Origin of the sequence: Clostridium sardiniense, from assembly GCF_019753795.1 — a bacterium.
Lineage (GTDB): Bacteria > Bacillota > Clostridia > Clostridiales > Clostridiaceae > Clostridium > Clostridium sardiniense.
Genome location: NZ_JAIKTU010000001.1, coordinates 99358 through 114053 on the forward strand (window position 1 = coordinate 99358; position 14696 = coordinate 114053).

Annotated in this window: 8 protein-coding genes; 7 read left to right on the forward strand and 1 reads right to left on the reverse strand. The window is 30.7% G+C overall.

Annotated elements, in window-relative coordinates; genetic code table 11:
- Positions 1-45: 45 nt before the first annotated feature.
- Positions 46-1656 (reverse strand): sigma 54-interacting transcriptional regulator, encoded by a 1611-nt coding sequence (locus tag K5V21_RS00400; RefSeq protein WP_221858251.1) that lies wholly within the window; start codon positions 1654-1656, stop codon positions 46-48.
- A gap of 362 nt (positions 1657-2018) precedes the next feature.
- On the opposite strand from K5V21_RS00400, the gene K5V21_RS00405 reads away from it, so the two are divergent.
- The 7 genes from K5V21_RS00405 (at position 2019) to K5V21_RS00435 (ending at position 14515) form a co-directional block, all read left to right on the forward strand.
- On the forward strand, positions 2019-2342 hold the full coding sequence (locus tag K5V21_RS00405; protein ID WP_204593150.1) for a PTS sugar transporter subunit IIB: 324 nt from the start codon (positions 2019-2021) through the stop codon (positions 2340-2342).
- A 115-nt stretch (positions 2343-2457) separates the two neighbouring features.
- Complete coding sequence (celB, locus tag K5V21_RS00410; RefSeq protein WP_407927681.1) at positions 2458-3810, forward strand: PTS cellobiose transporter subunit IIC; 1353 nt, start codon at positions 2458-2460, stop codon at positions 3808-3810.
- Positions 3811-3875: 65 nt separating this feature from the next.
- On the forward strand, positions 3876-4397 hold the full coding sequence (locus K5V21_RS00415) for a GrdB-related putative oxidoreductase (RefSeq protein WP_221858252.1): 522 nt from the start codon (positions 3876-3878) through the stop codon (positions 4395-4397).
- Between the two features lie 53 nt (positions 4398-4450).
- On the forward strand, positions 4451-5413 hold the full coding sequence (locus K5V21_RS00420; RefSeq protein ID WP_221858253.1) for a N(4)-(beta-N-acetylglucosaminyl)-L-asparaginase: 963 nt from the start codon (positions 4451-4453) through the stop codon (positions 5411-5413).
- 108 nt (positions 5414-5521) lie between these two features.
- A complete protein-coding gene (gene pepV, locus K5V21_RS00425) occupies positions 5522-6895 on the forward strand; it encodes a dipeptidase PepV (RefSeq protein ID WP_221858254.1) in 1374 nt (457 codons plus the stop codon).
- 368 nt (positions 6896-7263) lie between these two features.
- Complete coding sequence (locus tag K5V21_RS00430; RefSeq protein WP_221858255.1) at positions 7264-8427, forward strand: NAD(P)-dependent malic enzyme; 1164 nt, start codon at positions 7264-7266, stop codon at positions 8425-8427.
- Positions 8428-8677: 250 nt separating this feature from the next.
- On the forward strand, positions 8678-14515 hold the full coding sequence (locus K5V21_RS00435; RefSeq protein ID WP_221858256.1) for an alpha-N-acetylglucosaminidase TIM-barrel domain-containing protein: 5838 nt from the start codon (positions 8678-8680) through the stop codon (positions 14513-14515).
- Positions 14516-14696 lie beyond the last annotated feature (181 nt).

The following is a 14696-nucleotide window of genomic DNA, read 5'->3' on the forward strand; positions in this document are numbered from 1 at the left end:
CTAATCTAATTAAATAGGGAAGCCTCCATTTTATTTTTTATGATACTAATCTTCAGTTTTAGTAGCTTGTCTATTACTTACATAAATTGATATAAGCATAATTAATATAAATTCAGATGCAGGGAAATAGAGATTTAAATTATCCTCAATTATATTGGTATATGATATTGCAAGTTTATATTCTTTAGGGAATTGTGCCTTCAATCTATTATGAAGAGTGACTGTATCTAACGTTATAAGGCTAAGTCTATCATAGATTAAGTCTATATGAATATTAAATAATGTTTCATATAATTTAACCTTAAAGAAATTTTTTATATTATTATCAAATTCATATAGCTTATCATTTGTCTCATCAAAGGTTGCATATGAAAAGTTATATCTGTAATTATCAGAATGCTTTTCTATACAATCTAAATATTCTTCTAATATAGTATTATAATCAGAAGCAATTGAGTTTTTACTTGAAGCTAGTATTTCACTTTTATTAATTAAATTTTTATAAGCTGTAAATATTGCATGCTTTTGATTTTGGAATGAATGACTAGTTATTTTAGTATTATCATCATAAATAAAGTATCTATTTATAGAATCCAATGTATCTAAAACAGTTCTTTCTTCAATCAAAGGATTAGATAGTTTATGTTTTATCTCTTTTGGAAGATCAGGACTATTTATTTTAATGTGTTTTTTGTTATTTATAAAATAATCAGTGTATGCATTTGCAACTGCAAGCTTTATATCATTTTTAAGTTGTCCTACATTGTATGCACAATCATAAGATAGGAAGCAAAGTAATGCATTATAAGATATATACACTGGGCTGTTTAAGTTGTGGCTTTCTTCCTTTAGGAAGGTTTCAATTAAAGTAAGTCTTTCTTCAAGACTTCTCTCATGAAGGTTTGGCATTTTAATCTTTATAGAGATTCTTCTTAAAAATGTGCTAAGTAATGTTTGGCTTATATCTTCATTTGTAGCACATATTATCCTAACTGATGATTTTATCTTTTTAGAAACTTCACCAAACCTTCTAAAATATCCTGTATCCATAAATAAGAATAACATTTCTTGTCCTTCACCAGGTAAGTTATGTATTTCATCTAAAAATAATATTCCGCCATTCGCTTTTTCAATAAGGCCTGCTCTATCTTCAGTAGCTCCAGTAAATGTGCCTTTCTTTACACCAAATAAATGTGAGCTTAATAGCTGAACATTATTTGAGTAGTCAGAGCAATTAAAATGTATAAAAGGAATATCCTTATCTTTAAAAAATGAAACTGCATAGTCGTGCATAAGTTTTGCAAGCATGGATTTACCAGATCCAGTTTCACCAATGATTAGAGAATTCATGCCATTTGGAGGATATAAAATAGCAGTTTTAGCAAGTTTTGTTGCTTCAGTTAGTGATGGATACAGATAGGAAAGTTTATCAAGAGATGATCTTAAATTAAAATCTATGTTATTTGGATTTTTGAGATAGTACTTTACTGGTCTTGTAGAATTTTTAAAAAGTCGTTCCTCCTTTACTAATCTGTTTAAATTTTTACTTATGTTTGATCGCTCTATATTTAAAGCATCGCAAATATCCTGTGTTGTTACCCCATTACCTTTGTCTAGTTTCTCAATAGTCTTATAAACTAAATCGACTCTTTTCAAATTGTTCACCCCTAATACCTTTTAATATGTTTATTTTATAAGTAAATTCTTTATAATTACTTTTTTAAATATTTAGTGTAATATCACTTAATGTATTTATTTTATTTCCCTATTGTTTAAAATAAATACATTAATCTTATTTAGTGTGTTTAAAATAAGGAATATTTACATTATTATGTATTATTCTAATGCACACTCTATAGAAAATCAATAATTGCTGAAAAGGATATCATTGATATTGGCTAAAATAGGTCATTTATAGATGGTAAAAAAGGTTGGCATGTTAATTGCTATTATATAGGAATAAGTAAATAAAATATTAAAATCTCAAAAAATTATTAAAATCTAAGGGGGAATTATAAATGAAAAAAATATTTTTATTCTGTGACGCAGGTATGTCAACTAGTCTTTTAGTTTCAAAAATGCAAGAGGTTGTAAAAAAACATAACTTAGACATACATATTGAAGCAAATCCGTGTGTTAAAGCTCATGCATTAATTCAAGAGCAAAGACCTGATTGTGTATTACTTGGACCACAAGTAAGATTTATGCTTAAAAAAATGCAAGAAGAGTGTGAGCCATTAGGAATACCAGTTGATGCAATAAATGCAGCTGATTATGGAGTTATGGACGGAGAAAAAGTATTAAAGCATGCAATTAAATTAATTAAGAAAGCATCAAAGTAATTTACTAAAGAACAAGATAAAAGAAACATTAATAGATAAAGCAATATTTGAAGTAAAAAGGGTTAAAGTTTACTGGATATAATAGCAAAATTTAATATTGAGGGGGAAATACAAAATGAACTTTTTTATGAAAAAGCTTGAGAAAATATTAATGCCTATGGCAGAAGTTATAGGTAGAAATAAATATTTAATAGCTATAAGAGATGGTTTCTTGGTTTCGACACCACTTTTAATTATAGGATCACTTTTCTTACTTATAGCGAACTTCCCAATTCCAGGATGGAATGACTGGGTAGCACAATTTTTAGGAGAAGGATGGGCCGCTAAGCTTACAACACCAGTTGCAGCAACATTTGATATTATGACAATATTAGCTGTAATGGGTATAGCTTATAGTTTAGCAAGACAATTAGATATTGATGCAATTCAAGCATCAGCAACAGCTATAGTTGCATTCTTTATTGTAACTCCTTATAAGATTGATTTTGCTCCAAAGGGAGAAGATGTAAGTTATATAGTTAAAGGTATTCCACTAGATTGGGTTGGTTCTAAAGGATTATTCCTTGGAATGATAGTTGCTCTTGTTTCAGTTACTATATTTGCAAAGATTCTTAAAAAGGGTTGGGTAATTAAATTACCTGCTGGTGTTCCACCAACAGTTGCAAGATCATTTGAAGCATTAATACCAGCTGGAATAGTTATTATAATATTCTTCTTAGTAAATTATATATTTGCAGCAACAGCTTACGAGACAATACACAACTTTGTATTTAAGATGCTACAAGTACCACTATTAAAATTAGGTAATACATTGCCAGCAATGATTATTGCATATCTATTCCTACATGGATTCTGGTTCTTTGGAATTAATGGATCAAGTGTTGTTGGGGCAGTATTTAACCCAGTATTAAAGGCATTATCAGTAGAAAATTTAGATGCATTCCAAGCTGGACAAGATATTCCAAACATTATAACAGGACAGTTCCAAGATATGTTTGCAACTTTTGGGGGAGCAGGAAGTACATTATCATTACTTATTGCAATTCTTTTAGTATGTAAAAGTCAAAGAGTTACTAAGATTGGTAAACTTTCATTCTTACCAGGGGTATTTGGTATAAATGAACCAATTATATTTGGTCTACCAATCATGCTTAATCCAATAATGCTTGCACCATTTGTTTTAATACCAACAATCAATATAATTATTTCATATTTTGCAATGTTAAGTGGTCTTGTACCTTATACTAATGGAGTTCAAATTCCATGGACGACACCACCAGTTATTTCAGGTTTCTTAGTTTCAGGATGGCAAGGTTCAGTTCTTCAGATCTTATTAATAATTTTAGGTATAGTAATATACATTCCATTTATAAAAGCTATTGATAACCAGTACTTAAAAGAAGAACATGGAGCATTAAACGCTGAAGAAGATGATGATGATATAAATTTTGATGATTTAGAGTTATAGAATTTAGGAATTTTAAATTAGAATATTTAGATAAGATATAAATGTTTAGGAGGAGAGATAGAGCAATGGTTAAAGTATTACTAGTATTAAATCATGTACAAGCTGGAATGGGAAGTGATGAAAACGCAGATTTACCACCAGCTGGAAAAAAATCAATAATAGGACCAGGAAAGATGATGGAGCCTTACTTTAAAGAAATGGATGGGGAGATAGTTGCTACATTATATTGTGGAGATTTATATTATCAAAACAATGAAGAAGAAGTAAAGAAGAAGTTTGTAGCGATGGCGAAGAAGTTAAGTCCAGATGTAGTAGTATGTGGACCAGCTCTTCACTATCCTAACTTTGGAGAAATGGCAGGAGGACTTGCTGAAGAAATAAATAATAAATCAGATATACCAGCGTTTGCAGCTATGTCTTTAGAAAATCCAGCAACAGAAAAATATAAAGATAAAGTTATAGTTGTAAAAACGCCTAAAAAGGGTGGAGTTGGATTAAATCAATCAATAGAGAATATCTGTAAAATGGCAGTTAAACTTGCTAAAAAAGAAAATGTAGAAGATTTAAAAAGAGAAGTATGTTTTTAGAATAAAAGAAGTAAACGGATAGTAGAAAAGCAGTAGAAGTGGAGGAATTTATTATGAAATGGGCTATGATAGCAACATGGAGAATGGCAGTTGAGGGAATAACAGAAGCAGCAGAAGATCTTAAAAAGGGTGGGTTTGCAGGAGATGCAATAGAAAAGGCAATAAAAGTTGTTGAGGATTTCCCTTACTATAAATCAGTAGGATTTGGTGGACTTCCAAATGAAAATTGTGAAGTAGAACTAGATGCTGCATATATGGATGGAGACACTCTTTCAATAGGTGCAGTTGGAGGAATTAAAGATTTTAAGAATCCAATAAGTATCGCAAGAAAGCTTAGTGAAGAAAGATTTAATTGTTTCTTAGTTGGGGATGGTGCAGAAGAATATGCACATAAAGAAGGCTTTAAAAGAGAGAATATGCTTACAGATAGAGCGAAGAGATATTACACAAAGAGAAGAAAAGAAACAATTGAAAAAGGATTAAGTCCATATGATGGTCATGATACCGTTGGTATGATAGCTGTAGATAAGGAAGGAAAGATGGTAGCTGGTACATCAACTAGTGGACTTTTCATGAAGAGAAGAGGAAGAGTTGGGGATTCACCGGTATCAGGTTCAGGTTTTTACTGTGATAGTGAAGTTGGTGGAGCATCAGCAACTGGTCTTGGAGAAGATTTAATGAAAGGTTGTATTTCATATGAAATAGTTAGACTTATGAAAGAGGGAATGCATCCTCAAGAAGCTTGCGATAAGGCGGTTCAAGAATTAAATGATAAGCTTGTAAAGAGAAGAGGAAAGTCAGGAGATCTTTCACTAGTAGCTCTTAATAACAAAGGTGAATGGGGAGTTGCAACTAATATAGTAGGTTTCTCATTCTCAGTTGTATCAGAAGATGAAGAGCCAACAGTATATGTTTGTAATGAAATGAAAGATGGGAAAACAACTTACGAAAAAGCTTCAGAAGAGTGGCTTGATGCTTATATTAAGAGAATAAAATCACCAATAACTTTTGACTAATAGCTAATTAATCATTAAATTGTATAAGTTTAGAGGTTTAAACTAAAAAAGATTAGAGTATATATAATCTAGGTTTAAATAATTGTGAAAGAAGATGAGAAATTAGATATGAAAAGCATAAATAAAGATGTTATAGAAGAAGCGATTTATGAGAAGGTTTTGGAATATAGAAGTGAGCTTTTATGCAGTATACGAAGATTAGTTCAAATAAACAGTGTTGAAGGTAAAAAATCCTTAAATGCACCCTTTGGAGAAAATCCTAAAAGGGCATTAGAGGAAGCTTTAAGGATATCAAGAAAATTGGGGTTTAGAACGAAGAACATAGGAAATGCAATTGGGTATGCAGAGTACGGTGAAGGGGAAGAATATATAGCAATTATTGGACATGTAGATGTAGTTCCGGCAGGAAAAGGGTGGACTTATCCTCCTTTTGATCTATCAGTTAAAGAGGGGAAAATATTTGGTAGAGGTGTTCTAGATAATAAGGGACCTATAATGGCAGCACTTTATGGAATGAAGATAATAAAGGATTTAAATCTTAAAATTTCAAAAAAGATAAGAGTAATCTTTGGTACAAATGAAGAGACTGGATTTAAAGATATTCCATATTATCTAAATGAAGAGAAGTCACCAATTATGGGATTTACTCCAGATTGTAAGTATCCAGCAGTATATGGAGAAAGAGGAATACTTGATGTAACTATATGGAGTAATCCTATTAAAGATTGCATTATAAAAAGTATAAAAGGTAATTTTAGAAATAATATGGTGCCAGATTTCGCGGAGATAGAAATATTTAGAAGAGAATCATTGGATGGAGAGAATATAAATTGGCAAACTGAAGTTTCAGAAAAGATAAGTGTTAAAGGATCGCAAGCACCTGGTAATGCACCAGAAGCTGGAGAGAATGCTATTACAACATTGTGTAAAACTCTACATGGAATAGGAAATAGTAGTTTTACAGGTGAACTAAAAGAGTTCATAGAATTTGTATATAAAAACTTCCATGAGAATTATTCATTAGAAAAGAGCGGTATAGAGTGCAAAGATGATATATCAGGAAGTTTAGTAGTAAATCCATATAAGTTATCTATTAATGGAGATCGAATAGGATTATCTGTTGTATTTAGATATCCAATTACTTATACTCACAAAAATATGATAAGTATAATAGAGAGTATCATAAATGAAGGATATAAGATAACTGAAAACAGAAGAATGGATTCAGTCTGCTTTGATAAAGACCATGAACTTCTTAAAAAGCTACAAGAATCTTATGAAACTGTAACTGGATTTGATGGAACACCAGTAACTACAACAGGGGGAACTTATGCTAAGGTATTCCCAAACATAGTAGCCTTTGGACCATCATTTCCAGGACAAAAAGGAATAGGTCATAATAAAGATGAGTACATGAATATTAGCGATTTACTTCTTAATACAGAAATTTTTACAAATGCAATTTACAATTTAGCAAAATAACTTAAATTTGCCTTGAGGAGAGTAAAATATACTCTTATTCAAGGCAATTTATATATAATTTAGAATTTCTATTTAAGAAAAACGCTTTTGAATGTATATATAAATCAATAACAGAAATTGCAGAAGAGGTATCTTTAGGAGAAGCAACTATAACTAGACGATTATGTTAGTAAATTTAAGTTTTATGTATAGAAATATATTTGCGTTAATGAATTCAAACTTTAAAAGTAATAATAGATGTAAGAGTCTCTTTTATGGATATAGGGTTCTTTATAATATTATGAAATGTTGTATTCTAAAGGATTGTAATGTAATATAAAAATAAATGTAATATATTAGAAAAGATTATGGTAAAGGGAGAGGTTAAAATGAATATATATGAAGAAGCATTAGAATTTCATAAAGAACTTAGAGGAAAGCTTGAAATCAAATCAAGAGTTAAAGTAAACGATGAGAAGGATTTAAGTTTAGCCTATACACCTGGAGTTGCAGAACCTTGCAGAAAAATTCACGAAAATAAAGAATTAGTAAATACATATACAAGAAAGTGGAATACAGTAGCTGTTGTTTCAGATGGTACAGCGGTACTTGGACTTGGTGATATTGGACCAGAGGCGGCACTACCTGTAATGGAAGGAAAGAGTGTACTATTTAAAGAGTTTGGAGATGTTGATGCAATTCCAATAGTTTTAGATACAAAGGATGTAGATGAAATTGTTGATACTGTAGTTAGAATGGCGCCTACTTTTGGTGGAATAAACTTAGAAGATATTTCAGGACCACGTTGTTTTGAAATAGAAAAGAAGCTTCAAGAAAGATTAGATATTCCAGTATTCCATGATGATCAACATGGAACAGCTATAGTTGTTTTATCAGCTTTAATTAATGCTTTAAAAGTTGTAGATAAGAATAAAGAAGATATAAAAATTGTTATAAATGGTGCGGGAGCAGCGGGATGTGCAATAGCGAAGCTTCTTTTATCATGGGGGGCTAAAAATATTGTTATGTGCAACATAAATGGGGTACTTCATAGAGATATGGAACAAGAAAGTGATATTCATAGAGAGCTTGTTAAAGTTACAAACTTAAATAATGAAAAAGGTGGACTTTCTGATGTAATAAAGAATGCTGATGTATTTATAGGAGTTTCAGCTGGTAATGTTCTTTCAAAGGAAATGGTAGAAACTATGAATAAGGATGCTATAGTTTTTGCTATGGCAAATCCAGTACCAGAGATATTCCCAGAAGATGCAAAGGAAGCTGGCGCTAGAGTAGTTGGAACAGGACGTTCAGATTTTAAAAATCAAATTAATAATGTATTAGCTTTCCCAGGTATGTTTAGAGGGGCACTTGATGGTGGTGCTAAGAGAATAACAGAAGAAATGAAGCTTGCAGCAGCATTTGCTATTGCCGATTCAGTTAAATCTAATGAGCTTTCAGAAGATTATATTATGCCAAAGCCATTTGATAGAGATGTTCAAATAAAAGTAGCAGAAGAGGTTAGAAAGGCAGTTAAATATATTAATAAATAAAATAAAGTAAATGTAAATATAAGGTTGATATTGTTAATTTAAAACGAGAAAAATGTAAATAAATGGTTGAGTGTGGTAAAAATATGAAATATAATTAGAATATAGAAAATGAATAATAATTGCAAACGAAAGCGTGCTACCATAAAAAATGGGCATAAGCTAAAAAAGATATATTACTATCTTTTTTAGCTTTTTTTTATGTGCAAATTACATTAATTAATAAAAATATACTCAAAAGGGGAGAATATCAATGAAAAACGTCAAGAAAATTGTTAGTAGGGCAATGGCATTAACAATAGTAACAAGCCTTATAGGGAATGCTCCATTAATAGCAAAAGCAGGTATTAAAAAAGGAAATATTAAAGAGGGAGTTACAGTAACAGCTAAAAGCAATACAAATGGTCATGATGTTAACTTAGCTATGGATGGAGATAAAGCTACTTACTGGGAATCTTCAAATCATTATAGGTGGATTGAAATCGATTTAAATGGAACGTATAGCTTATCAGAAATTAAGATATTTAATAAATTAGAAGGTTATTATAACTATAATATATATGCTTCTTCAGATGGAGAAAATTTCATTAAAGTAGCAGAAAAGAGTGATTCAAGTCTAGCTAAAGCAGAAGGAGATTCTCATAATCTAGGAAATATGTCAGCTTCAAAGATTAGAGTAGATGTAACTTTTAGCTCTGCATCTAATAACTCAAACATTGCAGAAGTTGAAATTTATGGAGAGAAAGTATCTAATAAAAAGCCAGTTGATAAACCAATTTCAGTAACTAATTTTAATGATACAAAATGGTCTGAAGAATATAATAATTTTACAAATGATAAAGCTTATGCTAATGAAAAAACTATAAAAGAAATGTCAAACATGGTTGGAAGAGTTATAGGAGATGAGTATAAAGATAAGTTTAAATTTGAGGTAAGAAAAGCTACGTCAACAGGAAATGATGTTTTTGAAATTGAAGATTCTAAGGATGGAAAGATAGTAATAAGAGGGAATGATGGGGTCTCACTAGCGTCAGGTTTTAATTATTATTTAAAGAATTATTGTAATGTAATGTACAACCCTATGATGGGATCAAATTTAAATATGCCAGAGAAATTGCCTAAAGTTTTAAAGAAAATAGTTATTGATACACCATATGAACATAGATATGCATTGAATTTTTGTACGTATTCATACACAATGGCATTCTGGGATTGGGATGAGTATGAGGCATTTCTAGATTGGGCTGCAATGAGCGGTTATAACTTAGTTTTAGATATAGTAGGGCAAGAAGAAGTTTTAAGGAGAACTTTAAATGAATTTGGATATTCTGATGAAGAAGTAAAAGAGTTTATATCAGGACCTGCTTATTTTGCTTGGTTTTATATGCAGAATATGACTAGTTTTGGAGGACCACTTCCAGACAATTGGTTTGAAGATAGAGCTGAACTTGGAAGAAAGATGCACGATAGAATGCAAACTTATGGAATAAACCCAGTGCTTCAAGGATATTCAGGTATGGTTCCATTAGATTTTAAAGAAAAGAATAAGGATGCTGAAATATTACCACAAGGTGAGTGGTGTGGATTTGATAGACCTAATATGCTTAAGACTTTTGTAGAGGATGGTAAAAGAGATTATTTTGCAGAAGTTGCAGATGTATTCTATGAAAAGCAAAAAGAGGTATTTGGAGATGTAACAGATTATTATGCAGTTGATCCATTCCATGAAGGTGGAAATACTGGAGGGATTGATGAGGGAAGAATTTACGGAACAATTCAAGAAAAGATGATTGAACATGATAAAGATTCAGTTTGGGTTATACAACATTGGCAAGGAAATCCATCTAATAATAAAGTAAATGGATTAAAAAATAAGGATCAAGCTCTAATTCTAGATTTGAATTCTGAATTAAATCCAGGATATAAAAGATTTGATGACTTAGGAGTACCATGGGTATGGAACATGCTTCATAACTTTGGAGGAAGAATGGGTCTTGACGGACAACCAGAGAGAATAGCAAACAATATACAAGATGCATATGCAGATTCAAAAAATATGAAGGGGATAGGAATTACACCAGAAGCAATAAATAATAGTCCAATAGTTTATGAATTACTTAGTGATATGATATGGACTAGGGATAAAGTTGATTTTAGAGATTGGACTTATAAATATATTGAAAGAAGATATGGAAAAGAGAATGAGAATATAAAAGAAGCTTGGGATATACTTCTAGAAACAGCTTATAACAAAAGAAATGATTACTATCAAGGGGCAGCAGAGTCAATTATAAACTCAAGACCAGACTTTACAATAAACAGTGCATCGACTTGGGGAAATAATAAGATTCCATATGACAAGAAGGAATTTGAAAAGTCATTAGAATTATTTATAAAGGCTTATGATGAATTAAAGGATAGTGAGGCATTTATATATGATTTCCTAGATGTTGCAAAGCAAGTGCTTGCAAATTCATCTCAAGAATATCACAAAGAAATGGTAAATGCTTATAAGAAGAAGGATTTAGCTAAATTTGAGAAGATATCTACTCAATTCTTAGAACTTATAAGATTACAAGAGAGAATATTATCTACAAGTCCTGAATTCTTAGTTGGAAATTGGATAGAAGATTCAAGAACAATGCTTGAGGGTTCTGATGATTGGACAAAGGATTTATTTGAATTTAATGCAAGAGCTCTTATAACAACTTGGGGGGATTACAAAAATGGTAGTTTAAAGGATTATTCAAATAGACAGTGGGCTGGTCTAACAGGAGATTTATATCTTAAGAGATGGGAAACTTGGGTTAATGGTTTAACTGAAGAATTGAAAACTGGAAAGAAAGCTCCATCAATAAATTGGCATAAGATGGAGTATGAGTGGGCAGTTCAAAAGTCAAGTGAAGAAAAGTCTTATCCAACTGAAGGATCAGGAGAAAATTTAAGTGAGCTTGCAACTATAGCTATGGAGAAATTCTCTGTAACAAACATGGAAAAATTCTTAGGAGAGAGTGGAAGTGTAGCAGAAAAAGTTAATATAGCTTTAGGAAAAACAGTTGAAAGTAGTGTACCTACTAATAGTGAATATCCAACTAAAAATCTTACTGATGGAAATACAGGTACATCATGGATTGCAAATGGAGTTACATGGCCAGCAAGTTTAACTTTAAATCTTGAAAAATCATATAATGTAGATGGAATTCAAATTGCATTTAATCAAGCCGCTGGAGGCTTCCCTATAACTTATAATGTTGAAGTATTTATCGGAGGTAAATGGACTAAGATTGCAGAAAAGACAGAAGGAATGGTTACAGGAACTATAAATATAGATTATAAAGGTAGTGCTGAGAAAGTTAGAGTTAACTTGAATAGTACTGATAAAAATTTAGTTCCAGAATTAACAGAGATAATGGTATACGAAAGTGCGGATGAAAAGGTAAATTACGAAAATGTTGCATTAGGTAAGCCAGTAACTGGAAGTAATGCACAAGGTGGAAGTGCATTATCAAATATTACAGATGGAAAAGAAGATACATTGTGGATAGCAGATGGAGGTAAGATACCATCAGAAGCAACTATAGATCTAACTGATTCTGAATATATTGAAAAAGTTGAATTAGTATTTGAAAAGTCGGGGTTACCATTTAAATTTAAGGTAGAATCTATAGATAAGGATGGAAATAAGAAAGTAATATTAGATAAAACTAATAATGAATCAGTTCTAGAAGGAACGTACGAGATACCTGTAAATGATAATATTAAAAATATAAAGGTATCATTCACTGGAAAAGCAAATGTTGGTGAATGGCCAGGAGCTTGGCCTGCAATTGCAGAGGTTAAAGCATTAAGACCAGTAAAAGAAGAAATTGAATCTGTAAATGTTGCTTTAAATAAGAAAGTAACAGGAAGTAATGCAGAAGGTGGAAAACCATTATCAAACATAACAGATGGGGATGAAAATACTATATGGGTTGCAAGTGGTGGAGCAATGCCAGCAGAAGCAAATGTAGATTTGGGCAAAGAATACTTTGTTGAAAATTTAGAATTAGTATTTGAAAAGTCGGGATTACCATTTAAATTCAAGGTAGAGGTTATAGATGGAAATGGAAATAGAAGTACTGTTTTAGATAAGACAAACAATAATGAAGTATTGGAGAAATCATATGTTATTCCAGTAAATAAGAATATAACAAACACAATAGTAACAATAACAGGTAAAGCACAAGTTGGAAATGCTCAAGGGGCTTGGCCTGCAATTGCTGAAATAAAGGCGTATTCAAAGCCAGAAAATGTAGCTATAAACTCATCTATTACTCCAAATGTTGATGGTAAGATGAATCCTTTAGTAGATGGTGATGCTAAAACTTCAATTTCATTAATAAAGGGAGATACAAAAGAATATGTAATTAAGTTAGATAAAAAATCTGATATTTCTGCAATAGAGACAATAAAAAGTTCAAATGAGGCTCTAAGGTATAAGATAGAATATACAAGTGATAATGAAAACTGGAAGACTATAGTTGATAAATTATCAAATGATAAAAATGTAGAAAGCAATCTTGATATGTTACCTCAATCAGTACTTGCAAGTGCAATAAGAGTTACTTATGGAAATGAGAATATTACTTTAAATGAGCTAAAGATATATAAAGCAGATGTAACTGGATCATTAGTAAACTATATAGAAAAGGTTCAAAAGGTATATGATAGTGCAAAGGTTGGAGAATTATCTGGAGAATATAGTAAAGAGTCGAAAGATATTCTAGGAAATGCTATAAATTCTGCTAAAGAAGCTTCAAAGAGAGGTATAAATTCAGAGGAAGTAGGACAAGAGATAGATAAGCTTAAAGAAGCATTAAAAGAGTTCTATAAAGGTAAAGTTACAATTAATAGAATAAACTTAGCATCATTAATAAGTAATGTTGAATATGTATTAGATAATATAGATACTGAGAAGTTAAATAAGTTAACAGAAGAAGAGAGAAGTATACTAGATGAGAAAATAAATGCATTAAAGACAGAAAAGGATAATGCAGTAAAAGTATATGAAAAAGTTAAGGTTACTCAAAAAGAAATTGATGATTCCTATGATGAATTAAACAAAGCGTTAGATAGCTATATTGAAATAGCTGATGCAGAAAATGGATACAATTCTATATTAGGTATAGCTAAAGAAAAACTTAAAAATGCAGTAGTTGGTGAAGGTAATGGTCAGTATTCTAAAGAATCAGTAGATGATCTAAAAGCAGCAATAGAAAAATCAGAAAAAGGGTTTAAAGTGGCAGAAAGCTCTGAGCAAATTAAAGAAATAACAAAGACTCTAAAAGCTGCATTAGATAAGTTTGAAGAAGGAGTACGTGTTGTAAATAAAGATGCATTAAAGAATATTATAGATGAAGGTAAAAAGGAACTTGAAGGAGCCTCCGGAATATATACTCCGTCTGCAATAAAAAAATATAAGGAAGCTATAGATGTTGCAACTAACGTATTAAATGATAAAAATGCTAGTCAAAGTAAAGTTGATGAAGCTATAAAAGAATTATTAGAAGCTCAAGGTGAATTCAATAAGTCCTTAATTGTAAATAAGGATAATTTAAAATTATTAATAATAAGGGCAAAAGAACTTATTAATGATCTTAAAAAATATAATGGTACAGATGATGTAATAAAGAAGATAGAAGATTGTATATTGGAAGCAGAAAAAGTATGTAATAATGATGATATAGGACCAGAGGAAGTTAAAAAGATTACAGATAAATTAAATGATGTTATAAAGTTTGGAGAAAATAAGTTATCAGAGCTTCAACAAAATAATGGCAATAAGCCAGAAGAGGATAATAAGCCGGGAGAGGATAACAAACCAGGTAATGGAAATAATACAGGAGACGGAAATAACAAGCCAGGTGACGTAGACAATAAGCCTGAAAATGGAAATAATAAACCAGGATATGAGAACAATAAACCTGGTAATCAAAGTAATAATTCAAATGATATTCCAAATACAGGAGGACAAGTTCCGACTATGGGTCTTATATTAGGGGGAATAATGACAGCAGCTGGAGCATTCTTAATAAAGAAAAAGAGAGACTAATAATTTACTTTAATTTAGACCTTTATATTAGAGTTTTGTGTAGGTTAATCTTGAACATTTATAACATTTTATAAATAAAGGATTAATTAACTCATATAATCATTTACTGAAAATTATGGAAGTATTATATTGATTATAAGAAAGTATTTTATTAGTAAAAATAATTTATTACTTATAAATA